23 protein-coding genes are annotated in these 23,636 nt (G+C 70.0%); 11 read left to right on the forward strand and 12 right to left on the reverse strand.

Features of this window, described 5'->3' with window-relative positions; translation table 11 throughout:
- Nucleotides 1–52 precede the first annotated feature (52 nt).
- Both Q9R08_RS00575 and Q9R08_RS00580 read left to right on the forward strand, forming a co-directional pair.
- Nucleotides 53–178 carry a hypothetical protein gene (locus Q9R08_RS00575; RefSeq protein WP_308865855.1) on the forward strand — a complete coding sequence of 42 codons (126 nt, stop codon included), beginning with the start codon at nucleotides 53–55 and terminating at the stop codon, nucleotides 176–178.
- Between the two features lie 3 nt (nucleotides 179–181).
- On the forward strand, nucleotides 182–856 hold the full coding sequence (locus Q9R08_RS00580; protein WP_308865856.1) for a DUF6766 family protein: 675 nt from the start codon (nucleotides 182–184) through the stop codon (nucleotides 854–856).
- A gap of 68 nt (nucleotides 857–924) precedes the next feature.
- On the opposite strand, the gene mmsB is transcribed toward Q9R08_RS00580, so the two are convergent.
- From mmsB to Q9R08_RS00605, 5 genes are all read right to left on the reverse strand, one after another.
- The gene (mmsB, locus tag Q9R08_RS00585) at nucleotides 925–2,160 is read right to left on the reverse strand and encodes a multiple monosaccharide ABC transporter permease (RefSeq protein ID WP_308865857.1); all 1,236 of its coding nucleotides are present in this window, start codon (nucleotides 2,158–2,160) and stop codon (nucleotides 925–927) included.
- Nucleotides 2,161–2,183: 23 nt separating this feature from the next.
- On the reverse strand, nucleotides 2,184–3,710 hold the full coding sequence (gene mmsA / locus Q9R08_RS00590; RefSeq protein WP_308865858.1) for a multiple monosaccharide ABC transporter ATP-binding protein: 1,527 nt from the start codon (nucleotides 3,708–3,710) through the stop codon (nucleotides 2,184–2,186).
- Between the two features lie 108 nt (nucleotides 3,711–3,818).
- On the reverse strand, nucleotides 3,819–4,958 hold the full coding sequence (gene chvE / locus Q9R08_RS00595) for a multiple monosaccharide ABC transporter substrate-binding protein (protein ID WP_418001296.1): 1,140 nt from the start codon (nucleotides 4,956–4,958) through the stop codon (nucleotides 3,819–3,821).
- Nucleotides 4,955–5,755: a class II aldolase/adducin family protein gene (locus Q9R08_RS00600; protein WP_308865860.1), complete on the reverse strand. Its 801-nt coding sequence runs from the start codon at nucleotides 5,753–5,755 to the stop codon at nucleotides 4,955–4,957. The genes chvE and Q9R08_RS00600 overlap by 4 nt, the downstream gene beginning before the upstream one ends.
- A gap of 130 nt (nucleotides 5,756–5,885) precedes the next feature.
- A complete protein-coding gene (locus Q9R08_RS00605) occupies nucleotides 5,886–6,899 on the reverse strand; it encodes a LacI family DNA-binding transcriptional regulator (protein WP_308865861.1) in 1,014 nt (337 codons plus the stop codon).
- Nucleotides 6,900–7,043: 144 nt separating this feature from the next.
- Between Q9R08_RS00605 and Q9R08_RS00610 the strand changes: the two genes are divergently transcribed.
- From Q9R08_RS00610 to Q9R08_RS00625, 4 genes are all read left to right on the forward strand, one after another.
- A complete protein-coding gene (locus tag Q9R08_RS00610; protein ID WP_308865862.1) occupies nucleotides 7,044–7,640 on the forward strand; it encodes a hypothetical protein in 597 nt (198 codons plus the stop codon).
- A 4-nt stretch (nucleotides 7,641–7,644) separates the two neighbouring features.
- A complete protein-coding gene (locus Q9R08_RS00615) occupies nucleotides 7,645–7,773 on the forward strand; it encodes a hypothetical protein (RefSeq protein ID WP_308865863.1) in 129 nt (42 codons plus the stop codon).
- Between the two features lie 98 nt (nucleotides 7,774–7,871).
- The gene (locus Q9R08_RS00620) at nucleotides 7,872–8,597 is read left to right on the forward strand and encodes a histidine phosphatase family protein (RefSeq protein WP_308865865.1); all 726 of its coding nucleotides are present in this window, start codon (nucleotides 7,872–7,874) and stop codon (nucleotides 8,595–8,597) included.
- Nucleotides 8,581–9,429: an ADP-dependent NAD(P)H-hydrate dehydratase gene (locus tag Q9R08_RS00625; protein WP_308865866.1), complete on the forward strand. Its 849-nt coding sequence runs from the start codon at nucleotides 8,581–8,583 to the stop codon at nucleotides 9,427–9,429. Before Q9R08_RS00620 ends, Q9R08_RS00625 begins: the two co-directional genes overlap by 17 nt.
- A gap of 9 nt (nucleotides 9,430–9,438) precedes the next feature.
- Here Q9R08_RS00625 and Q9R08_RS00630 read toward each other — a convergent pair whose 3' ends face one another.
- A complete protein-coding gene (locus Q9R08_RS00630) occupies nucleotides 9,439–10,344 on the reverse strand; it encodes an SDR family NAD(P)-dependent oxidoreductase (protein WP_308865867.1) in 906 nt (301 codons plus the stop codon).
- A gap of 87 nt (nucleotides 10,345–10,431) precedes the next feature.
- Between Q9R08_RS00630 and Q9R08_RS00635 the strand changes: the two genes are divergently transcribed.
- Complete coding sequence (locus Q9R08_RS00635) at nucleotides 10,432–10,905, forward strand: MarR family winged helix-turn-helix transcriptional regulator (protein WP_308865869.1); 474 nt, start codon at nucleotides 10,432–10,434, stop codon at nucleotides 10,903–10,905.
- 40 nt (nucleotides 10,906–10,945) lie between these two features.
- Here the strand turns inward: Q9R08_RS00635 and Q9R08_RS00640 are convergent, their stop codons facing one another.
- The gene (locus Q9R08_RS00640) at nucleotides 10,946–11,512 is read right to left on the reverse strand and encodes a DUF1990 family protein (RefSeq protein ID WP_308865870.1); all 567 of its coding nucleotides are present in this window, start codon (nucleotides 11,510–11,512) and stop codon (nucleotides 10,946–10,948) included.
- 172 nt (nucleotides 11,513–11,684) lie between these two features.
- On the opposite strand from Q9R08_RS00640, the gene Q9R08_RS00645 reads away from it, so the two are divergent.
- Both Q9R08_RS00645 and Q9R08_RS00650 read left to right on the forward strand, forming a co-directional pair.
- Entirely contained in the window at nucleotides 11,685–14,738 is a 3,054-nt protein-coding gene (locus tag Q9R08_RS00645; protein ID WP_308865871.1) for an alpha-mannosidase, read from the forward strand.
- Between the two features lie 98 nt (nucleotides 14,739–14,836).
- Nucleotides 14,837–15,403: a GNAT family N-acetyltransferase gene (locus Q9R08_RS00650; protein ID WP_308865872.1), complete on the forward strand. Its 567-nt coding sequence runs from the start codon at nucleotides 14,837–14,839 to the stop codon at nucleotides 15,401–15,403.
- Between the two features lie 14 nt (nucleotides 15,404–15,417).
- Here the strand turns inward: Q9R08_RS00650 and Q9R08_RS00655 are convergent, their stop codons facing one another.
- Nucleotides 15,418–16,668 (reverse strand): multidrug effflux MFS transporter, encoded by a 1,251-nt coding sequence (locus Q9R08_RS00655; RefSeq protein ID WP_308865873.1) that lies wholly within the window; start codon nucleotides 16,666–16,668, stop codon nucleotides 15,418–15,420.
- A gap of 100 nt (nucleotides 16,669–16,768) precedes the next feature.
- Here Q9R08_RS00655 and Q9R08_RS00660 point away from each other — a divergent pair, with 100 nt between their 5' ends.
- Complete coding sequence (locus Q9R08_RS00660) at nucleotides 16,769–17,641, forward strand: helix-turn-helix transcriptional regulator (protein ID WP_308865874.1); 873 nt, start codon at nucleotides 16,769–16,771, stop codon at nucleotides 17,639–17,641.
- A 134-nt stretch (nucleotides 17,642–17,775) separates the two neighbouring features.
- On the opposite strand, the gene Q9R08_RS00665 is transcribed toward Q9R08_RS00660, so the two are convergent.
- Both Q9R08_RS00665 and Q9R08_RS00670 read right to left on the reverse strand, forming a co-directional pair.
- Nucleotides 17,776–18,597, reverse strand: coding sequence for an alpha/beta fold hydrolase (locus tag Q9R08_RS00665; RefSeq protein ID WP_308865875.1), 822 nt, complete (start codon nucleotides 18,595–18,597; stop codon nucleotides 17,776–17,778).
- Nucleotides 18,598–18,651: 54 nt separating this feature from the next.
- The gene (locus Q9R08_RS00670; RefSeq protein WP_308865877.1) at nucleotides 18,652–19,368 is read right to left on the reverse strand and encodes an alpha/beta fold hydrolase; all 717 of its coding nucleotides are present in this window, start codon (nucleotides 19,366–19,368) and stop codon (nucleotides 18,652–18,654) included.
- A gap of 341 nt (nucleotides 19,369–19,709) precedes the next feature.
- Between Q9R08_RS00670 and Q9R08_RS00675 the strand changes: the two genes are divergently transcribed.
- Complete coding sequence (locus Q9R08_RS00675) at nucleotides 19,710–21,977, forward strand: helix-turn-helix domain-containing protein (RefSeq protein ID WP_308865878.1); 2,268 nt, start codon at nucleotides 19,710–19,712, stop codon at nucleotides 21,975–21,977.
- Nucleotides 21,978–22,032: 55 nt separating this feature from the next.
- Here Q9R08_RS00675 and Q9R08_RS00680 read toward each other — a convergent pair whose 3' ends face one another.
- Together Q9R08_RS00680 and Q9R08_RS00685 are read right to left on the reverse strand one after the other, a co-directional pair.
- The gene (locus Q9R08_RS00680; protein WP_308865879.1) at nucleotides 22,033–23,253 is read right to left on the reverse strand and encodes an RNA polymerase sigma factor; all 1,221 of its coding nucleotides are present in this window, start codon (nucleotides 23,251–23,253) and stop codon (nucleotides 22,033–22,035) included.
- Nucleotides 23,250–23,579, reverse strand: a complete 330-nt coding sequence (locus tag Q9R08_RS00685; protein ID WP_308865880.1) for a YciI family protein — start codon at nucleotides 23,577–23,579, stop codon at nucleotides 23,250–23,252. Before Q9R08_RS00685 ends, Q9R08_RS00680 begins: the two co-directional genes overlap by 4 nt.
- Between the last annotated feature and the right edge of the window lie 57 nt (nucleotides 23,580–23,636).

Below are 23,636 nucleotides of genomic sequence, written 5' to 3' on the forward strand. Positions count from 1 at the left end.
CCCTTGAGCTCCGGCTCGAGCGGGAGCATCGGAATTCAGGAAGGAGTGCGTGATGGATGAATTCACCCCGGAGGAGGCCGGCCCTCGCCGCGGCGAAGCCGTGGTGTTCTGGTCGTGGATCACGGTCCTCGCCGTCGGCCTCGCTTACATGTTCACGATTCCCCTGGTCGGACGGTGAGCCATGCGACAGGTTCGCGACAACGCCCTCAGCCTCGTCTTCGGCGCCCTGTTCGTGGTCGCGCTCGTGGGGCAGTCCGTGGCCGGCTGGTTCGAGAACAACGAACGGCTGGCGCAGCACGGGATGCCGGCCGAGGCGTTCGGGGCCTTCGTGACGTCGTCGGAGTTCGTCGTCGATGTCGCCGAGAACTGGCAGTCGGAGTTCCTGCAGTTCTTCCTCTTCATCGCGGCGACGATCTGGTTCGTGCAGCGCGGCTCGCCCGAGTCGAAGAAGCCCGGTGACGAGGGCCCCGGCACCGATGAGGACCAGATGGTCGGTGAGCACGCGCAACCCGACTCCCCGTCGTGGGCGCGGGCCCGCGGCATCCGTCAGACGATCTTCTCCAACTCGCTGCTGCTCGTGATGGGAACGGTCTTCGTACTGTCGTGGCTGGCCCAGTCGCTGGCAGGCAACGTGGTGATGAACTCGGAGAACGCCGAGCACGGACAGCCGCCCATACCGTGGGTGGAGTACCTGGGTTCGCCCGATTTCTGGAACCGGACGCTGCAGAACTGGCAATCGGAGTTCCTGGCCGTCGGCGCCATGATCGCACTGTCGATCTTCCTGCGTCAGCGCGGCTCGAGCGAGTCCAAGCCGGTCGGGCTTCCTCACCACGTCTCGGCGACGGAGAGCGAGTAGGCGGGCGCCCGCACAGCCGAACGGGGTCGACAGCCCTCGCGCCGTCGACCCCGTTCCGCCGCGTCTGACTAGACCCCGGTGCGCCGCTTGTTGTACACGTCGAAGGCGACGGCGAGGAGGAGCACGAGGCCCTTCACGGCCTGCTGCCATTCGATGCCGATGCCCATGATCGACATGCCGTTGTTGAGCACGCCGATGATGAGACCACCGATGATCGCACCGCCGATCGTGCCCACGCCGCCCTGCACGGCCGCGCCGCCGATGAACGCCGCCGAGATCGCCTCGAGCTCGAATCCGTCACCCGCCTTGGGGCCGGCGAGGTTGAGTCGCGCCGTGAAGATGAGGCCGGCGAGAGCGGCGAGGAAGCCCATGTTCACAAAGAGCCAGAAGTCCACCCGGCGCGTCTTGATGCCGGAGAGCTCTGCGGCGTGGCGGTTGCCGCCGATGGCATAGATGTGGCGTCCGAACACCGTGCGGTTCATGACCACGCCGTACACCAGGATCAGGATCGCCAGGATGATGAGCGTGACGGGGATGCCCTTGTAGGAGGCCAGCGCCCACGTGAACCAGCCGATGACGGCGGCGACCAGCACCAGCTTGATGATGAACCACGTGAAGGGCTCGACCTCCTGCCCGTACTTGCGACGACCCGCACGGGTGCGGACCTGCTGCACCGCGAGGGCGACGATTCCGACGGCGCCGATGAGCAGGGTGAACACGTCCGGATCGGTCTCGCCGAAGATCCCCGAGAGGAAGCCGTTGCCGAGCGCGCGGTACTCGCCGGGGAACGAGCCGATGTTCTGGTTCTGCAGCACGACCAGCGCGAGCCCGCGGAAGATGAGCATGCCCGCGAGCGTGACGATGAAGGCGGGGATGCCGGCGAAGGCGACCCAGAAGCCCTGCCACGCGCCCACCAGCGCACCGATCACGAGCGAGAGGATCACCGACAGCCACCACGGCAGTCCCCACTGGACCGCGAAGACGCCAGAGCAAGCGCCGACGAACGCGGCGACGGAGCCCACCGACAGGTCGATGTGGCCCGCGATGATGACCATGACCATGCCGATGGCGAGAACCAGGATGTACCCGTTCTGCACCACCAGGTTCGAGATGTTCTGCGGCCGGAGGATGATGCCGTTCGTCAGGATTGCGAACAGCGCGACGACGGCGATCAGCGCGATGAAGATGCCGTTCTTGCCGAGATCGGAGAGGACGTGACTGAGCCAGTTCGTGAACTTGTTCTCAGTGGGGTTGATGCCGGCACCGACAGCGGTGCTGCTCGTCGAGGGGTTGTTGTCTGACATGTGCGGTGTCTCCTGCGCGCGGGTCAGCGCGGCTTCTCCATGGTCATCAGCTTGAGGACGGATTCGGGGGTGGCGTCTTCCACCGGCAGCTCGCCGGTGATCCGGCCCTCCGACAGCGCGTAAACGCGGTCGGAGATGCCGAGCAGCTCGGGCAGCTCGGAGGAGATCACGATGATCCCCTTGCCGGATGCCGCGAGCTTGTTGATGATCGTGTAGATCTCGTACTTGGCGCCGACGTCGATTCCTCGCGTCGGCTCATCCAGGATCAGGACGTCGGGATCCGAGTAGATCCACTTCGACAGCACGACCTTCTGCTGGTTGCCGCCGGACAGCTTGCCCGTCTTGACGAGCACGTTCGGCGCCTTGATGTTCATGCTCTTGCGGAACTCGTTGGCGACCTTGTACTCCTCGTTGTCGTCGACGAGGCCGCCCTTGGTGAGCCTGCCGAGTGACGCCATCGAGATGTTCCGCTTGATGTCCTCGATGAGGTTCAGGCCGTACGTCTTGCGGTCCTCGGTCGCATAGGCAAGGCCGTTCTGGATGGCCTCGGCGACCGTGCGCGTCTTGATCTCCTTGCCGCGCATGAAGACCCTGCCCGAGATGCGGCTGCCGTACGAGTGGCCGAACAGGCTCATCGCGAACTCGGTGCGGCCGGCGCCCATGAGACCGGCGATGCCCACGATCTCGCCGGCACGCACCGTGAGCGAGACGTTGTCGACGACGACGCGCGAGGGGTCCTGGGGGTGGTGGGCCGTCCACTCCTCGACGCGCAGCAGCTCCTCGCCGATCTGCGGCTCGTGGTCGGGATAGCGGTGCTCGAGATCGCGACCCACCATGTCCTTGATGATGCGGTCTTCCGTCACGTCGAGCTTCGCGATCGTCTCGATCGTCTTGCCGTCGCGGATGACGGTGACCGTGTCGGCGACCTTCTTGATCTCGTTCAGCTTGTGGCTGATGATGATCGACGTGATGCCCTGCTCCCGGAGGCTCAGGATGAGGTTGAGCAGGTGGTCGGAGTCCTCGTCGTTGAGCGCCGCGGTCGGCTCGTCGAGGATGAGGAGCTTGACCTCTTTCGACAGCGCCTTCGCGATCTCGACCAGCTGCTGCTTGCCGACGCCGATCTGATTGATCTTCGTCGTCGGGTTGTCGCGGAGTCCGACGCGCTTGAGCAGCTCGCCTGCCTCGAAGTTCGTCTTGTTCCAGTCGATCAGGCCGCCGGTCTTGCGCTCGTTGTTGAGGAAGATGTTCTCGGCGATCGAGAGGTAGGGGCTCAGCGCGAGCTCCTGGTGGATGATGACGATGCCCTTCGCCTCGCTGTCATTGAGGTTCTTGAACTCGACCTCATCGCCCGCGTAGACGATCTGACCGTCGTAGGTGCCGTGCGGGTAGACGCCCGACAGGACTTTCATGAGTGTGGACTTGCCTGCGCCGTTCTCGCCGCAGATCGCATGGATCTCGCCGCGCTGCACCTCGAAGTTGACGTTCGAGAGAGCCTTGACGCCGGGAAAGGTCTTGGTGATGCCGCGCATCTCGAGAATCGTGTTGGTCACGTTTCGCCGACTTCCTCGTGGGGCTGACAGGGGGATCGTGGTGGTGTCGGCGGCGGCGGGCTCGTGTCCCGCCGCCGCCGAGAATCGCTCCGGACCGGAGTGCTCGGCTCAGAGGCCGAGGTCCTCCTTGGTCCAGTAGCCCGAGTCGACCAGGGTCGACTCGACGTTGTCCTTGACGACCGGGACCGGCGCCAGCAGGTACGACGGCACGACCTTCACGTCGTTGTCGTACGTGTCGGTGTCGTTGACCTCCGGCTCGTCGCCGTTCAGCAGCGCGACCGCCATTCCGGCCGCGACCTTCGCCAGCTCACGGGTGTCCTTGAAGATGGTCGCGTACTGCTCCCCCGACAGGATGGCCTTGACAGAGTCGACCTCGGCGTCCTGGCCGGAGATGATCGGCCAGTCCTCGCCGACCGTGTAGCCGGCGTCGGTGAGCGCCGAGATGATGCCGCGCGAGATGCCGTCGTAGGGCGAGAGCACCGCGTCGACCTGCGTGCCGTCCGAGTAGTTGGCCGTGAGGATGTCCTCCATGCGGCTCTGGGCGGTCTCGCCGTCCCAGCGCAGCGTCGCCGCCTGCTCGATGTCGGTCTGGTCCGACTTCACGACGAGCGTGCCGTCGTCGATCAGCGGCTGCAGCACGTCCATCGCGCCGTCGAAGAAGAAGAACGCGTTGTTGTCGTCCAGCGAGCCGGCGAAGAGCTCGATGTTGAACGGGCCGGCGGGTGCGCCCTCGATCGGCGTGCCGTCGAGCTCCGTGAGGCCCAGGCCGTTCAGCAGCGTCCACGCCTGCTGCTGGCCGACCAGGAAGTTGTCGAACGTCGCGTAGTAGTCGACGTTCTCGGTGCCCTTGATGAGGCGGTCGTACGCGATGACCGGGATGTCGGCGTCGGCGGCCGTCTGCAGCACCTCCGACAGCGTCGTGCCGTCGATGGATGCCACGATCAGCGCCTCGGCGCCCTTCGTGATCATGTTCTCGATCTGCGAGACCTGCGTGGGGATGTCGTCCTCCGCGTACTGCAGGTCGACCGAGTAGCCCTCTTCCTCGAGCGCGGCCTTGACGGCGTCGCCGTCCTGGATCCAGCGCTCCGAGCTCTTGGTCGGCATCGCGACGCCGATCAGCCCGCCGTCGCCGCTGCCGCTGCCGTCGCCTGTCGCTCCGGCCCCGCCCGCGCAGCCGGACAGCAGCAGGGCTCCCGCCGCAACCGCGGCGAACACCAACTTCTTCGCTTTCACTGTGATTCCTTTCATCGTGACGTCTTCGTCTTGGAGCGATATTCAGTTGTCGACTTCGAAGTTCTGGGCGAGGATGCCGCGGCGCGGGGGCCAGCCGCCCCGGCGGCGTCCGCCTGACGGGTCTGGTAGAGGCGGTCGATCACGTCGGATGCCAACGGCTCGACGGGGCCCTGCTCACGTGCGAGATGCACGATCCGGGCGATCTCCTCGGTGAAGGCGGCGAGCGTCACGGCCTCCTCCACGCCTGCTCCGACCGCGAGCACGCCTCGACGGCGCAGGAGGACGGCCCGGGCATGGGTCTCAGCCAGCAGCTTCGCGACGGCCCGCCCGGCGTCGTCATCGTCCTCGCCGGGCGCGAGCGGCACGGCGCCGCCGAACTGCTCGGCGATGGACGACAGCACGCAGGGGATCTCCTCGGCGCGGACCGCCCATGCGGACGCGAAGGGCGAGGCGCTCGACACGATTCCGGCGACATCCGGCTGCGCGGCGTAGACGCGGGCGTGGAGCGCGTGCTCGCCGCTCGGGCGGCCCTCGCTCCCCGGAGTGCCCTCGACGATGGCCCCGTCGAAGTCGCAGAGGACGAGGTTCTCCGGCGCGACGTCCTGTACGCGGATGCCGGCGGGCGAGATCACGAACAGGTCGACACCTGGGATGCGGCCCGAGGCGGCACCGCCTGCCGCGTGCATGGCGCCGGCCTGTGCGAGTTCGGCATGGGCGGCGGCGACATCCGCTCGGGTGCGTGCGATCGCCACCTCCGTCCGCACTCCGCTCACGTAGCGTTCGCGGAGCTCGGCGTCTCTGCCGTGCGTCAACTGCGTCTCCCTCGTCGGATGGCTGGAACCGATGTGACGGCCGTGTGACCGTTCACATCGGAAAACTATAGCCATCGGCGCGACGAAGATGTCAACCCGGGATGGTCTCGAGTTCGTAACGGGCGGTGCGTCACACCGGCGGCGCGGTCGAGCCGCGCACGATCAGCTCCGGCGCGATCGTCGACGGGCCCAGGCTCTGCGCGCCGTCCACGGGCCCGAGGAGAAGTTCCACGCAGCGCCGGCCCAGCTCGGCGAAATCCTGGCGCACGGTCGTCAGCGGAGGCCAGAAGTGCGCGGCCTCCGGGACGTCGTCGAACCCGACGATGCTGAGATCCCGGGGGACATCGAGACCCTCGTCGCGAGCGGCATGGATCAGGCCGAGCGCCATCTGGTCGTTGGACGAGAAGACCGCCGTGAAATCGCGGATCCGCAGCAGCTCGCGCCCGGCGTAGTAGCCGAACTCCGCGGTCCAGTCGCCGAGGATGGGGGCCGTGGTCGGCACGTCGCTCGCGCTGAGTTCGGCCAGGAAGCCGTGCATGCGGGCCTCCGCTTCGATCCAGTCCTGCGGTCCGGCGAGGTGGTAGATGCCGCGGTGGCCCAGGCTGATCAGGTGCCGGGTGGCCAGGCGTGCTCCGGCCACCTGGTCGACGGAGAGCATGTGATCGACGTCCAGATCGGTCGACTGCAGGGTGACGTACGGGATGTCGAGCGCCTGCGCGGCGAGCGCCCTGAACACCCGCACCTGCGGCGCGATCACGACCAGCCCCTCGATGGACTGCGCCAGGAGGTGCGCCAGCCCCGCGGGGATCGAGCGGGGATCCGACACGTCGATGTTCGCGGTGCTCACCCAGTAGCCGCGAAGCCGGGCGGCCGCCTCGATGGCGGCGATACTCGACGCGGGACCGTACATCGAGCTCGAGGCCGCGAGGATCCCGATGGTCTGCGACCTGCTCGTCACCAGCGCTCGCGCAGCCTGGTTCGGTCGGTACTTCAGGTCCGCCATCACCTGGTTGACGCGTTCGCGCGTCTCAGGGCGGACGCTCGGGTGATCGTTCAGGACGCGGGACACCGTCTGATACGAGACGTTGGCCAGACGCGCGACATCGCGGATGCTCGGCCTGCGGGCACTGGCTTCGTCGCTCATAGAGATTCCGTCGGAGAATGTGTACGGTCACATCCAGACTGGCACAAAAGCCGGTGAGAGAGCCACAATGACCATGTGACAGTCACATTCCGTCGGCGTCCCGCGCGCGGACTGTCACATCGTCACATTCCGAGGAGGGCATCGATGGACCTTGCGCGGTATCTTCCGCTCAGCCAGCGCGGCCGTGACGACGAGTCGGGCGTGACCGGTGACCGGCGCGTCGAGCTCGCCGCCCTCGTCCGCGGTGCTCAGCGGCTCGCGACGATCGCCGACGCATCACAACGCGACGATCTCGCCCGGGCATTCGCAGGGGACGCCGGACTCCTGGCTCTCGCCAGCCGGCCGGACTTCTCGGCGTCAGATCTCGACGGCCTGGCCGCGCAGATCGAAGCCGGCCCGCGGCGGAAGATCCCCGACCTCCAGCGCACCGTGCGCGCCCTCCTGCAGCTCGCCGATGCGGTGGGCGGCGATGCTCGCGTCGCCCCGCTCACGCTCGGCGCCGTAGCGCTCCAGGCATCCATCACGGCGCCCTTCGACCGCCGTGCCGCGATCTCGGGCCACACCGTCGTCGCCGTCGATGCGGACTGGAGCATCGGAAGGGGCCCCGAACTGCGCGGCAGCGCCGAGGGCATCGTGCGCTTCCTCCTCGGCCTCAGCGACATCCCGCCGCGTGCGCCCGGCCGTGACGAGCCGTCGGATGCGACCCCGCGTCCTGCCGACGACCCGCGTGACTTAGGCTGACGGGATGCCGGAACCGGAAGAGGGTCGCCCTCGCGTCAGCGCCACACGAGTCGGCATCTGGGTCGTCGTCTCGGCGATCGGCGTGTATATGGTCGTGACCGGCGTCGTGAGCGCGCTGACCTCCGGCGGCTGACCGCGTCGCAGACGGGCCGGCTCTCGCCGGTTCACACAGGATCGCATCCGAACGCAAGCCCCTCGTCGGGCGCATCCCCGGGTCCGTAGCCTTGCCGCATGGCGGTGGACGAACTGTGGCTCGTGCGGCACGGCGAGAGCGTCGGCAATGTCGCCGCCACACAGGCCGAGATCGACGGCGCGGAACGGATCCCGCTCGACATCCGCGACGCCGACGTGCCGCTCTCCCCCACGGGTGAGGAACAGGCGCAGGCACTCGGCCGATGGCTCGAAGAGCATCGCGACGACGTCGACCTCTTCTGGGTCTCGCCGTATGCGCGAGCGCGGCAGACCCTCGCGATCGCACTCGGGGATGCGGAGCCCGCCGTTCCCGTGACGGCCGACGAACGCCTTCGCGACCGCGAGCTCGGCGTTCTCGACCTGCTGACGCGCAGCGGCGTCGCCCGCTTCCATCCTGAGGAGACGGAGCGCAGACTCCACCTCGGCAAGTTCTACCACCGCCCGCCGGGCGGGGAGTCATGGGCCGACGTGGCGCTGCGCCTGCGGTCGTTCCTGCGCGACGGGCTCGCGCAGCCTGGCCGGCGCGCGCTGCTCGTCGCTCACGACGCGGTCGTGATGCTGCTGCTCTACATCCTGCTGCCGATGCGCGAGGAGGATCTGCTCGACTTCGCGGCCGGGCACACCGTGCTCAACGCGTCGGTCACGCACCTCGTGCGGACCGCGGACGGATGGCGCCTGGACACCTTCGCCGACGTCACCCACCTGCAGCGCGAGGGCGCGGAGGTCACCGTCCATCCCGGGAACCCCGATGTCGAACCCGAGTGAGCCCGTCACCGGGGCCGTGCTGCGCGAGTGGGGCCTGCCGGCGCCCGGCGACTCGAAGAAGAGCCGCGGCGAGATCGTGATCGTCGGTGGGGCTCGCAGCTCCCCCGGCGCCGTCATCCTGGCCGGCGAGGCCGCGCTCCGCGTCGGCGCCGGCCGCGTCGCCCTGGCGGTGCCGGGATCGATCGACGCCCACGTGGGCATCGCGCTGCCCGAAGCCGGCATCTACGCGCTCCCCGACGACGCCGACGCTCCGCTGGAGGGACGGCTGGGAGAGCACCTCGGCTCGGCGGACGCGGTGCTGATCGGTCCCGGCTTCGACGATCCCGACGAGACGCGTGCCACGGTGCTGGCCGTCGCCCACACGGGACCCGCCTGCCTCGTGCTGGACGCTTTCGCGGTGGGAGTGCTGCCTGACCTCGACCGGAGCGCGCTGCCCGACATGTTGATCCTCACCGCCAACAAGGAGGAGGCGGCCATCCTGCTCGGCCGCCCCCTCGCCGACGGCGACGACCCCGCGGACCTCCTCGAGATCGCGCGGAGATTCGACGCCGTCGTCAGCTGCTACGGGCTCACCGCGCGCCCGGACGGCCGTTCCTGGCGGATAGATGATGGAGGACCAGGACTCGGAACCTCCGGCAGCGGGGATGTGCGCGCCGGCGCGATCGCGGGCTTCGCCGCTCGCGGCCTGGAGCCCGAAAGGGCTGCGGTCTGGGGCGCGTGGACCCACGCCCGCGCCGGGACGCGGCTCACCGAGCGCATCGGCCTCGGCTTCCTGGCGCGAGACCTCGCGGCAGAGCTCACGCCGACGGTGAAGGACGTCCTAGGGGCGTGATCGGCCCGGTCATCCGGTGCCTGACGACCGCCGCGCACGGGGCGTGTCAGCTGTCCGGCGCCCGAGGAGCGCCACGCTCGCGTCCCACAGTTCGCGCTGCACGGCCGGGTCGTCGCCGGGCGCGCTGGGCGTGATCCGCCTGCGGCCTCGCGCCGTGACATACACCCCGGTCTCGCGGCCGAATGCGGGGTCGGTCGCGAGATCCACGATGAGGCCCGCGCCGCGCCGCGGATCGCCGATGCGAAGCGTGCGCAGAACACGCTCCAACGGCTGCGCGAAGCTCAACTCGCGCCCGAGGCCGGTCACGTTGAAGCCGGGGTCGAGGGCGTTGACGGTGATGCCCGTGCCCGCGAGCCGCCGGGCGAGCTCCATGGTGAACATGATGTTCATCAGCTTCGTCTTGCCGTAGACGGCCGACGATCCCCGCGCGGTGAACGGCGTGGTGTCGGTGAGGTCGGCGGGGAGGGTGAGCGTGCCGTGGCGACGGGACGCCTCGGACGCGACGTTGACGATCCGCGCGGCGGGCCCGCGGCGGAGCACGGGCAACAGCGACTCCGTCAGCAGGAACGGTGCGAGGTGGTTCACGGCCACCATCTGCGGATAGCCGTCCACGGTGACCCGCTGCTCGAACGCATGCAGCCCGGCGTTGTTGATGAGCACGTCGACGCGCTCGTACCGCTCGACGATCTCGGCGCCCACGCGCCTCACGTCGCCCATGCGCGACAGATCTCCGAGGTGGATGCCGACCTGAGCGCCAGGCGCAGCGGCTTCTATCTTGCTTCGCGTCTCGGCCGCCTTCTGCTCGTCCCGCGCGGTGAGGACGAGCCGGAACCCTCGTTGGGCGAGTGAGATGGCGGCGAGGCGGCCCAGGCCGCTCGTGGCGCCGGTGAGGACGATGGTCCGCGGATCAGACATAGCGAGTCTCTCTTTCGAGCCGCCGCCGGCACGACGGTGACAATGTAGTTTGTAGATCTCCATCACTGTAGGAGGTATAGTTTGGATATGCAAACGACTTCTCGGGTGTCGTGGAGCGGTCGCGAGCGCCTGGAAGTCGCCCTCGGAGAGCAGGTGAACGCCCTGCTCAGTGCGACACGAGCCCTCACCGAACGCAGCGCCGCTCAGTTCCACGAGGGGCTTCAGCCGGCCGCCTTCCACATCGCCAGATGGCTCTATGCGTTCGGTCCTGCCAAGCCGAGCGTGATCGCGGATGCGGTCGGCATGGACCGCAGTTCGACCAGCACACTGATCGGCAGGATGCGCGGCCTGGGACTCGTCGACGGATCCCCCGACCCGGATGACAGGCGCGGCGTGATCGTCGGCCTCACCGACGCCGGAGCGGTGCGCGTGGCGGCCGCGCTAGCCGATAGAGGCGTCGAGCTCCACGAGCGCACGCAGGACTGGACGACGGACGATCTGTCACAGCTCGTCACGCTGCTCCGCCGACTCACCGGCGGTCAGTCCTCCGCGGGACAGTGATCGCGAGACCGGGCGCTGCACCCGCGCCCGGCCGGATCGATCAGCGCGGAGCCCGCACGCGCAACGCGCGGAAGTAGCGCCGGCGCGCCACGCGCTGCGCCACCAGCAGCGCAGGGTAGGCGGCCCGCCAGGCGCCGCGCGGACTGGGGCGCGTGAGGGAGCGGACCGTCAGGATCACCGCGTCTTCCTGACGGTGGACGATGAACGCCTCCTCGCCGCTCACGGGGTGGCCGGGCAGCGTCCGGTAGGCGAATCCGACGCGGTCGCTGGTCTCCACCACCTCCACGACCTCGACGGGCTCACGCACCGCGAGGCCGAAGGGGTGCGCCATGATGACGGGCCGATCCCCCGCGGTCACGCCGTCCCCCGCGGTCACGCCGTCCCCAGCGGTCACGCCGTCCCCAGCGGTCACGCCGTCGCCCGGCGTGACCGTGAATCCGCTCCGGGTCTTGATCCCCCACCGCAGCACCTCGCGGCTCGCCCAGCGCCAGACATCTTCTCCTCGCCCCAGCTCGGCCGACTTCTCCCAGCGACGGAATCCGGCATCCGTCTCGCGCCACTGCGGATCCGAGGGCCGGGTCAGCGACATCCGTCCGTCGGGGAGCATTCTCCGATGATCTCACCGTGCGCGGTCTGAGTGAGTGCCCTCCGAGAGTGAACCCGCCCCGTCCTCACCCCAGGCCGCCGGGCCGCAGGTCTCTCTGGAGCCGTGGCTGTACGCTCATCGGCGGGCTCCCCGGATGCGAAGACGCGGACGGCCCCGGCAGTGAGGAGCAAAGGTGCACGACGACCGGTCGCATGTGCAGGCACGCCTGCGGAGGTTCACCAGGGAGCGGCTCGAGCCGGCCGTGTACCCGGAGTTCGAGCCGCTGCGCGTCGAGCACTGGTCCGTCCCCGACGAGCCGGTGCCGTTCGCGGACGCGGTCGATCGCGAGTACGAGCCGACGCCGCCCGGATGGACGTGGGGCCGGGCGTGGAGCTCCACATGGTTCCGGCTCTCGGGTCGCCTGCCGGAGGGCTGGCGCCCGCCGCACACCGAGATCATCTGCGACCTCGGCTTCACAGCTGACCGCCCGGGCTTCCAGGTCGAGGGGCTGGCGTACCGCCCGGACGGCAGCGTCCTCAAAGCCGTGTCGCCCCGCAGCCAGCACCTGCCGCTCGACGCGACCGACGACGACGACGACGATCTCACGCTCTACATCGAGGCCGCCGCCAACCCCGACGTCGCGAGCGAGTGGACCTTCGCGTCGACGCCGCTGGGCGACAAGCTGACCTCGGGTGACGGCCCGCTGTACCGGCTCGGAGCCATCGGCTTCGTCCGGCGGAACGAGGCGGCGTGGGAGCTGCTGCAGGACATCCAGGTGCTCAGCGGCCTGCTGCGCGAGCTTCCGCAGGACTCCCCCCGGCATCACACCATCGTGCGAGGACTCGAGCGGATGCTCGACATCATCGATCCCGACGACGTCGCCGGCACCGCCGCGCTCGCCCGCGAGACCATCGCGCCCCTCCTCGCCTCACCCGCGCACGCGTCCAGCCACCGCATCGTCGCCGTCGGCCACGCGCACATCGACTCCGCGTGGCTGTGGCCCACCCGTGAGACCATCCGCAAGGTCGCGCGGACGTTCGCGAACGCGCTGGAGCTCATGCAGCGGCATCCGGAGTTCGTGTTCGCAGCCTCGTCGGCGCAGCAGTACGCGTGGCTCGAAGAGCACCACCCCGCCCTGTTCGCGCGGGTGCGCGAGCAGGTGAAGGCCGGCAGGTTCGTGCCGGTCGGGGGCATGTGGGTCGAGTCCGACACCAACATGCCGGCGGGCGAGTCCATGATCCGGCAGTTCCTCCACGGCAAGCGGTTCTTCCGCGAGCGGCTGGGCCTCGAGACCGAGGAGGTCTGGCTTCCGGACTCGTTCGGCTACTCCGCGGCGCTGCCGCAGATCGTCCGCGGCACGGGCAACCGGTGGTTCCTGACGCAGAAGCTGTCGTGGAGTCAGGTGAACCAGCTCCCGCATCACACCTTCTGGTGGGAGGGGATCGACGGCACGCGCGTGTTCACCCATCTGCCGCCGGCCGACACGTACAACTCCGAGCTGACGCCCGCCGAGCTGCTGCACACCGAACGCAACTTCAAGGACGCCGGCGCCGCCACGACCTCGCTGGTGCCGTTCGGATACGGTGACGGGGGCGGCGGGCCGACCCGCGAGATGCTGGCCGCGGCCGAGCGGTCGCGCGACCTGGAGGGTCTTCCCCGCGTCGAGATCGCCGCGCCGAGCCGCTTCTTCACGGATGCCGAGGCCGAGTATCCGGATGCGCCGGTGTGGGCGGGCGAGATGTATCTCGAGCTGCACCGGGGCACCTACACCTCGCAGCTGCGCACCAAGCAGGGCAACCGGCGCAGCGAGCAGCTGCTGCACGAGGCGGAGCTCTGGTCGGCGACGGCCGCGATCCGCACCGGCGAGCCGTACCCCTACGACGAGCTGCGACGGGCGTGGGAGACCGTGCTGCTGCTGCAGTTCCACGACATCCTCCCCGGCAGCTCGATCGCCTGGGTCCACCGCGAGGCCGAGCGCGATCACGCACGGATCCGCGACGAGCTGACGGCGATCATCGATCGCGGTGTGGCGGCGCTCGTGGGCACCGGGTCCGCGGAGCTCGTCGCCAATCCGATGCCGCTGCCCGGTCCGGGAGTCGATGCGTTCGCGATCGGCACCCCGGCCGAGACGGCGGCACCGGCGACCTGGGAGCGCCGACCCGACGGCGGCCTGGTGATCGACAACGGCATGCTCCGAGCCGTCATCGACGCGCGTGGTCTCGTCGTCTCACTCGTCGACGCGGTCTCCGGCCGGGAGGCGGTGGCCCCGGGCGGCGCCGCGAACCGGCTCGTACTGCACCGCGACACCCCGAACGAGTGGGACGCCTGGGACATCGACGACCACTACCGCCGCAACGCCACTCCGCTCGACTCCGGCGCGCCCGAGTCGCTGGATGCGGTCACCGGCGACGACGGGTCGGTGACGGTCGTCGTGGCCCGCTCCTTCGGCGCATCGCGCGTCGCACAGCGGCTCACCCTCGCGCCCGCTGCGCCCGCGTTGGACCTCGAGCTGACCATCGACTGGCGCGAGAGCCAGAAGCTGCTGAAGCTGTACGTCGATCTCGACGTGCACGCCGACGTCACCGCCGCGGAGACCCAGTTCGGCCACGTCCACCGGGTCACGCACGAAAACACGTCGTGGGAGGCCGCGCGCTTCGAGTTCTGCGCGCACCGCTGGGTGCATGTCGGTGAGCCCGGCTACGGCGTGGCGGTCGCCAACGACTCCACCTACGGGCACGACGCCCGTCGGACGCCGCGTACCGGAGGCGGGCGCTCCACCACGCTGGGCATGTCGCTCATCCGCGCGCCCCGCTTCCCCGACCCGGTGGCCGACCAGGGCACGCACACCCTGCGAGTCGCGTTGCGGCCGAATGCCGGCATCCGGGATGCCGTCGCCGAGGGGTACCGGCTGAACCGGCCCGTGCGGCGCGTGGTCGGCGACCATGCCGCCGCACCCCTCTTCGCCGTTCGCAGCGAGACCGTCGTGGCCGAGACGGTCAAGCTGGCCGACGACGAGTCCGGCGACGTCATCCTCCGGCTCTACGAGTCGGCCGGCGGTCGCGGATCGGTCTCGGTGACGCCCCTGTTCGACGCCGAGGGCTGCGAGCGCACGGACCTGCTCGAGCGCGCGACCGGCGATGCAGAGGACGCATCGGCCGCGATGCTCGAGCTTCGCCCGTTCGAGATCCTCACCCTCCGCTATCGACGCCGGCCCGCGCAGGAGGACGTCGACGTGCCCAGGTCGTGACAGGCGTGCGCTCCCGCGCGCGATCAATGCGGGCAACATCGACGGCTGCCGGGCGAGCGACGAAGGACACCGACGCGGCGTCCGGTGATACTGGTTCGATGCACGCTGACGCGTCCCTCATCCGCCCCGAGCACCCCGGCGATCTCGAGGCGATCCGTCGGCTTCACCTGTCGGCGTTCCGTGACCACGGTCGCGTCGTCAACGCCCTCGTCGGCGACCTGCGCCCCACGATCGCCGAGCTCGGCGGATCTTCATTCGTCGCGGCGGCCGCCGGCGAGATCCAGGGCCACGTGATGGTCACGATGAGCCTGCTCGACACCGCTCGCCGCTTGCTTCCGGCCCCCGTGCTGAGTCCGCTCGCCGTGGCGCCCGAGCATCAGGGAGCCGGCCTCGGTGCGTCCCTCGTGCAGCACGCTCTTCGCTCGGCATCGGAGGCGGACTGGCCCTTCGTGATCCTCGAGGGCGATCCCGGTTACTACGCCCGTCTCGGCTTCCGCCCGGCGGGTGGGCTCGGGTTCCGCAGGCCATCGCTGCGGATCCCGGATGCCGCGTTCCAAGTGGTGCTCCTCCCCGCGTACGAGCCCTGGATGACGGGTACCCTGGTCTACGCGTGGCCCTTCTGGGCGCACGACGCTGTGGGGCTCCGCACGGACGCCTCTGCCTGATGGGTGTCGCGGGCTCAGCGTGCGGATATCTCCGCGATCCTGACGGCCGCGTCGGGTGAGGCGCCGCGGTCCCGGCGGAGGATGAGCAGAGCCGCCGCGGCCGCCAGCAGCACGGAGACGATCGTCACCACGCCCAGCGGAAGGATGCTGAGGGCACCGGCGACGCCGACGAGCGGGGCCGCGATGCCGCCGAATCCGAACCGGACCATCCCCAAGAGCGACGACGCGGTCCCCGCGATCTGCGGGTACTCGACGAGGGCGAGCGTGGTCGCCGGCGGAGACGAGATCGCGACGCCGCCGGCCAGCAGGAAGAGCGACACGATGACCACCCACAGCGGCACCGCCGTGAGGCCGGCCACGAGCAGTCCGGCCGCACCGATTCCGGCGACCAGGATGCCGGTGGCGAGCGTTCCCGCGATGCTCCATTGCTCGGCCGCGCGCCCGGCGAGGTAGCCGAAGGTCATGAAGCCGGCAGAGTTGAGGCCGAAGGCCAGGGCATACCCCATCGGGGACAGTCCGTAGATGTCCTGCAGGACGAAGGTCGCTCCCCACAGGTAGGCGAACAGAGCCGCGTACAGGAACCCCTGATTCAGGACCGCGCCGAGGAAGACGCGGTCCGACAGGAGCGTCCGGAAGTCCTGCAGGGTCTGCACGAATCCGCCACGCGAGCGCCCTGCGACCGGGAGCGTCTCGCGGAACACCAGCAGCGTGACCATCAGGATGAGCGCGCCGATGGCGGCGAGGAAGACGAACAGTCCGCGCCAGTCGGTCACGGCGTTGAGCAGTCCTCCCAGCAGCGGCCCGACGATGGCGGCGAGACCGCCGATGACGGTGAGCCGGCCGTAGAAGCGGATCAGCGCGCCGCCCGCGTAGATGTCACGGCCGGCCGCCTGGGCGATGACGATGCCGACGCCACCTGCGAGGCCCTGGACGAAGCGGGCGACGATGAGCAGCTCGACGGTAGGGCTGATCGCGCAGAGCAGCGAGGTCACGATGTATGCGACGATGCCGATGAGCAGGATGCCGCGTCGCCCGAAGCGGTCCGACAGCGGGCCGGCGATCAGCTGCCCCGCGGCGAGCCCGATCAGGCACGCGGTGACGGTCAGCTGCGCGACCGAGGTCGCGGCATCCAACTCCGCAGTCAGCGCCGGGAGCGCGGGCAGATACAGGTCCATCGAGATCGGCCCGAACACGGTCAGCAGAAGCAGGAGCGTCGGCAGGAGCCGACGGAACGGGGTCGAAGGCGGAGCGGTCTGATCGAGCATGCTTCCAGCCTTCCGGCCGCGCGCCGGCGGGAGGAGTCCCTGACGGAGGGTGTACCGCCAGGGCATCCTCCGTCAGCGGCGCCCGACCTACGATGTCGACATGGACAACCGAGCCGAGGTGCGTGAGTTCCTCATATCGCGACGGGCGAAGGTGACGCCGGACGCGGCGGGCCTCACGGCCGGCTCGGGCCGGCGTGTGGCGGGCCTCCGACGCACCGAGGTGGCGATGCTGGCGGGCGTCAGCGTGGAGTACTACGCCAAGCTCGAACGGGGGGCGATCGCCGGCGCCTCCGCGTCCGTGCTCGAGGCCGTCTCGCGCGCACTGCAGCTGGACGACACCGAGCGCGCGCACCTGCTCGACCTCGCGCGCGCGGCGGACGGCATCCCTTCGTCCGGGCGTCCTCGCCGCCGCGCGGTGAAGGCGGCGACGCCGCGGCCGAGCCTGCTCTGGGCGATGTCGGCGATCACCGACGCGGTGGCCTTCGTTCGCGATCAGCACCAGGACGTGCTCGCGACGAATGCCCTCGGTCGCGCGTTCTACTCCCCGCTCATCGGGGACGGCGGACGGACCCCGAATCTGGCGCGATTCCAATTCCTCGACCCGGCATCGCGGGAGTTCTACCCGGACTGGGATCGCATGGCGGAGATGTGCGTGGCGATCATGCGCAGCGAGGCCGGCCGCGATCCGCACGACAAGGGACTTCAGGACCTGGTCGGCGAGCTGTCGACCCGCAGCGACACGTTCCGACGACTGTGGGGCGCGCACGACGTACGCACGCACGGGGCGGGCACGAAGCACTTCCGCCATCCCGTCGTGGGCGACGTCACCCTCGCCTTCGAAGAACTCGCGATCACCGCCGAGCCGGGCCAGGTGCTGCTGATCTACACCGCCGAACCAGGGTCGCCGTCGGCCGAGCGGCTGCGGCTGCTCGCCGCGTGGAGCGCCGACCACCCCGTCGACGTCTCCTCGTAGAGACCGGGAACGCTCCCCCGGTGAGGGGTGTGCGGGCTCCCCCCATCAGGCCGGAACTGTCGATCGACGACTACGCCGCGGCGACCCCGGCCGCACCCGCGTCTGCGGGCGCGGCCGGGGCCCGGTGATACGAGCTACTCGGCGATGAACGCGAGGATGTCCGCGTCGAGCTGCTCCTGGTAGTCGCCGTAGATGCCGTGCGGTGCACCCGGATAGACCTTCAGCACGCCGTGCTTGACCAGATCCGCGCTCTTGATCGCGGCATCCGCGATCGGCACAATCTGGTCGTCGTCACCGTGCGCGAGGAGGATCGGCACGTCGAGCGCCTTCAGATCCTCGGTGAAGTCAGTCTCCGAGAAGGCGGCGACGCAGTCGTAGGCGGCCTTGAGCCCGACGAGCATGCCCTGACGCCAGAAGTCGTCGCGGGCGCCCTGCGACACTTCCGCCCCCTCGCGATTCGCCCCGAAGAACGGCGCCGAGAGGTCCTGGTAGAACTGCGACCGGTCCTTCAGCACACCCGCGCGGATGCCGTCGAACGCCTCGATCGGCGTGCCCTCGGGGTTCGCCTCCGACTTCACCATGACCGGCGGAACGGCGCCCGCCGTGATGATCTTCGCGACCCGGCCCTTGCCGTGCTGGGCGGCGTACCGCACCACTTCGCCGCCACCCGTGGAGTGGCCGATCAGAACGATGTCGTGCAGGTCGAGCTGCTCGACGAGCTCGGCGAGATCACGTGCGTACGTGTCCATGTCGTTGCCCTGCCACGGCTGCGACGACCGGCCGTGACCACGGCGGTCGTGCGCGATGGCGCGGTAGCCGTGGTCGGCGAGCAGCTTCAGCTCGACCTGCCAGGCATCCGAGCTGAGCGGCCAGCCGTGGCTCAGGATCACAGGCTGACCCGAGCCCTGATCGGTGTAGTAGATCTGGGTTCCGTCGGAAGTGGTGATGTACGGCATTGCTGCGCGCTCCTTCTGGGTGGTCGTGGGTGGTGAGGGGTGGGGGACGCCGGATCAGCCGAGTTCGGCGATCGCGGCGGTGATGACGTCGGCGACCTCGGCGGGGTGCGTCTGCATCACGAGGTGGGGCGCGTCGATCTCGATGACCTTGCGCACGCCTGCGCGCTGGTAGCCGAACCGTTCGACGTCGGGGTTGATGGTGTGGTCGGCGCTCGAGACGATGCCCCAGGACGGCTTGGTCTTCCACGCGGCCACCGAGGCCGGCTCGCCGAAGGCGACCGCCGAGAGAGGCCGCTGCGAGACGGCGAGCACCCGGGCTGCCTCAGGGTCCACGCCGGCGGCGAACACCTGCGGGAACGCATCGATCTTGACCGACACGTCGGTGCCCGGCTCGCCGCCCTCGACCGGATACGGCGCGTAGACGAGGTTCGCAGCGAGCTCGGAGTCGGGGAAGCCACCCTGCAGCTGCCCGAGGCTCTCGCCCTCGTCGAGTGCGTAGCCCGCCACGTATACGAGGCCGACGACGTTCTCGGCGACGCCGGCAACGGTGATCACTGCCCCGCCGTAGGAGTGGCCGGCCAGCAGGACCGGACCGTCGATCTGCTCGACGAACGACTTGATGTAAGCCGAGTCGCCCGAGAGGCTCCGGTTGAACACCGGCGGCACCAGCACGGTGTAGCCCTCGCTGAGCAGCCGCGCGGTGACGGGTGCCCAGCTCGCCGCGTCGGCGAAGGCGCCGTGAACGAGCACGATGGTCGGTGATTGCGACATGGGTTTCTCTCTTTCTGTGGTGCCGGACGTGGCTTGTGGATCATCCGGCGGGGACGGCGGGCGCATCGCCCGCCGGGTCATCGACGACGCGGGCTGCGTGGTGGTCGGCGGCCGGCGCGACACGTGGATCGATGCCCTGCACGTGCTGCCGGTGCGCTGCTCGACATCCGCAGCCGCACGCCCGATCGGATGCCGGGGCGCCGGGCTTCGGCGGATGGAGTCATGGCGGTCCTCAACGTGCGATTTGCCAGAGTGGCGCAACGCTGAGACCCTCGGACTGTGGTCAGTACGTCCATTGGATCCGATCGTCGCCGCAGGCACCACGAAGTTTCCACGCAGAAGTGAATTCGCTCGTTTCTGCCTCGACGAACGCTGCGCGACCCCTCCGCGAACTGCTCCGCGAGCACCGCCGGAACGCCGACCTCACGCTCGAAGGCCTCGCCGAGCGGTCCGGTGTCAGTGATCGCACCATCAGTGACATCGAGCGCGGCATCAGCCTCGGCCCGCAGCGCCGCACGATGCTCGCTCTCGCCGATGCGCTGGCGCTCGAGGGCAGCGAACGAGACGACTTCCTCGCGTCCGCTCGTTCGGGCAGGAAGAACGCCGTCCCCGCCGCTCGAGCGGTCGACATCGAGCCGCACCGATTGACCGACTTCACGGGACGCGAATCCGAGATCCTCGGCGTCGTGGCCCACCTCGCACCGTCGGGTGGCGACGACGAGCCCGCAGCCCCCGTGGTGCTGTGCGGCGCTCCCGGTGTCGGCAAGACGTCGATCGCCATCGAGGCGCTCCATCGGTGCTCAGCAGGGCACCCCACTCGCCTCTTCGTCGACCTCGGCGGCCTCGATCCCGTCCCCCTGACGCCCTTGCAGGTTCTGCATTCGCTGCTGCGACAGCTCGGGAGCGAGCCGGATGCGGCGAAGTCGCTGGGTGAGGCGACGGCGGCATGGCGCGCAGCGGTCGCGGCGACCCCGGTCGCGGTCCTCCTCGACGATGCGGCGAATGAGGCGCAGATCCGCCCCGTGCTGACGTCCGACGGGCGCAGCGCCGTCGTGATCACCTCCCGCCGCACGCTCGCGGGGCTCGAGGGGGCACGGCGGCTGACAGTCGGCCCGCTCCCGCGCGGCGAGAGCGTGGAGTTCCTGCGGCGGATCATCCTCCCGGCGCAGGCCGAAAACGGGGACCTCGACGAGCTGGCCGGATTCTGCGACGACCTCCCGCTCGCCCTTCGCATCGCCGGCAACCGTCTGGCGAGCCAGCCGACGTGGACGGTCGAGGACTTCGTCCGACGGCTGCGCAGCGAGGAGCGTCGCCTCAGCGCGCTCGTGGCCGGCGATCTCGGCCTCGCATCGACGTTCACCCTGTCGTACGACCACCTCGCCGAGCCCTCGCGCCGGCTGTTCCGCCGCCTCTCCCTGCTCGACGGGGGATCGTTCGACCCGCGCCTCGCGAGCGCCGTCGACGACCTCGACGCGGACGGGGCCCAGGATCTGCTCGACGGGCTCGCCGAGCTCGGACTCGTCGAGGCCATGCGGGGCGACCGCTACCGCCTGCACGACCTGCTGCGGCTGTACGCCGCGTCGCGACTGCGCGAAGAAGAAGCCGCCGAGATGATCTCCGCGCAGCGCCGGCGGGTCCGCGACTGGCTGCTCGCGACCACGATCGCGGCGGGCGCCCGGTTCGAACCGCGACCGCCGCACGCAGCCCCGGCCGACGGCATCCTCACGTTCCCCTCGAACGAAGAAGCACGCGGCTGGCTCATGACCGAAGCGGAGCACTGGTTCTCGGCGTACCAGGCGGCCGCGGCTCGGGGGGACCACGCCACGGTGCTGCTGGTCGCCGACTCCCTGCACTGGTTCTCCGACCTGTGGCTCGGGTGGGGCCGCTGGCACGAGCTGTTCACGACCTCGGCGGCGTCGGCCCGTGCGCTGGACGATCCGTCGCAGCAGGCGCGCCATCTCGGGTATCTGGCATGGGCTCAGCTCGCCGAGAAGTTCGACCCCGCGGCGGCGCGGGCCACCGCCGATGCGGCGCTGGACGCCGCGCGGCGCGCCGATGACGGCGTCGAGAGCGGATGGGCGAACTTCTACCTCGCGTGGAGCCTGCTGCACCTCGGCGACGCCGCCGCAGCCCAGACGTACGCGGATGCTTCCGTCGCCGACTTCGCCCGGGCCGGCGACGCCCAGGGCGAGTTGCAGGCGCGCTCCATCCGGGCCGGCATCCGCAGCCGCAGCGATCCCGAGGCGTCCATCGGCGAACATCGAGACCTGGTCGCCTTCCTTGCGCGGGCCGGCGACGACCTTCCGCACAACATCCGCGGCGTCACCGAGACGAACGCCCATACCGTCATCGCCTCGGCCCTACTGGCGCTTCGCCGATTCGAGGATGCCGTCGCCGCGGCATCCGATGCCCTCCAGGTCGGCGCCCCCGGCGAGTTCCCGAGCGGGCAGGCCGCGGCGCACCGGCACCGGGGCATGGCCGAACTGGCCCTCGGCCGCGCCGACGCCGCACGCTCCGACCTGACGGCCGCGCTCCGGCTGGGGGCGGGAGCACGCGCCGACGACTGGCTGGACGAGGTGCGGGCGGCTCTTCACTCGATCCCGGAGTGACGCGGCGGCGAGCACGGCACGCGAGAGAGCCGCCGTCGGCCGACGCGCGGCCCGGTCATCCCGGTCGCGTCGAGTCTCGCTGACGCGTGAGGTATGCGATCTCCGCCGTGTTGCCCGCCAGCGCGATCGCGGCGTCGTACGCCTCGCCCGCTTCGGCGGGCCGCCCCAGTCGCCGCAGCAGCTCCGCGCGTGCCGCGTGATACGGGTGATACGCGTCAAGTTCCGGCCGAAGGTCGTCGACGAGGGCGAGCCCCGCCGCCGGTCCGTCGCGCTCGCTCACCGCGATCGCGCGATTCAGTCGCACGATCGGCGAGCCGTCGAGCCGCACGAGGTGATCGTAGAGAGCGACCACCTGCGTCCAATCGGTCGCGTCGCCGTCGGTGTGGACTGCGTTGATCGCGGCGAGCAGCTGGTAGCGGCCCGGCGGCATGCCGGACGCCAGTCGCCCGCGAACCAGTGCGTGCCCCTCCGCGATCAGCTCGGCATCCCACTGGCCGCGGTCCTGCTCGCCCAGGGGGACCAGCTCACCCGCCGACGACACGCGCGCCGTTCGGCGCGCGTCGGTGAGAAGCATCAGTGCCAGCATCCCGGTCGCCTCTCCGTCGTCGGGCAGCAGCTGGTGCAAGAGCCGTGCGAGCCGGATCGCCTCGCCGGTCAGCTCCTCACGGACCGGTGCGCTGCCGGGGCCGGTGGCGAGATATCCCTCGTTGAAGATCAGGAACAGCACGGTCAGCACACCCGCCACCCGGCTCGGCAGGTCCTCGGCCGCCGGCACTCGGTACGGGATGCCGGCGGCGGCGATCTTCGCCTTCGCGCGGGTGATGCGCGCGCCCATCGTGGTGTCCTGCACCAGGAACGCACGGGCGATCTCGGGCACGCTCAACCCCCCGACCATGCGGAGCGTCAGCGCGACGCGGGCCTCCATCGCGAGCGCCGGATGACAGCAGATGAAGATCAGCCGCAGCCGGTCATCGTCGATCGCCCCGAGCGGCTCGGGCTCTGCGTCGTACACGAGCTGCGCCTCCCTGTGCCTCGCGTCGCGGCTGCTCTCGCGCCGGATGCGGTCGATCGCCTTGCGGGTGGCGGTGGTGGTGAGCCACGCGCCGGGGTTGGGCGGGACGCCCTCCGCCGGCCAGCGCTCGGCAGCGGTGGCGAACGCCTCCGCCGCGGCCTCCTCGGAGATGTCGAGATTGCCGAACCGCTTGGCCAGGGTCGCGACCACCCGCGCCCACTCCTCGCGGTGGGCGCGGGTCAGGGCATCCTGCGCGTCGGTCACCCGGCGAGAAGGGGCCGCACCTCGAGCCGACGGTTGCAGGCCTTCGAGCCCTCGGCCATCAGCTTCAGCGCGACGTCCAGATCGGCGGCTTCGATGATCCAGAAGCCGGCGGCCCACTCCTTCGCCTCGACGAACGGGCCGTCGGTGAACACCGGCTCATCGCCACGGCCGTCGATGACGGTGGAGACGGTGGGGTCTGCCAGACCGGCGGCGAAGACCCAGTGGCCGCCTTCGCGGAGCTTGTCGTTGAACGCATCGATCGCGACGCCCTCCTCGGCGGTCCCCGAATTGCTGCGGCTGTCGATGACGTTGACCAGGTACTGCATGCTCATATCCTCTCTCTCGTGCGACGGGCCAGACCAGGCCGGCCTGGCGTGAGGTGC

Source organism: Microbacterium psychrotolerans, from assembly GCF_031085295.1.
In the GTDB taxonomy this organism is placed as follows: domain Bacteria; phylum Actinomycetota; class Actinomycetes; order Actinomycetales; family Microbacteriaceae; genus Microbacterium; species Microbacterium psychrotolerans.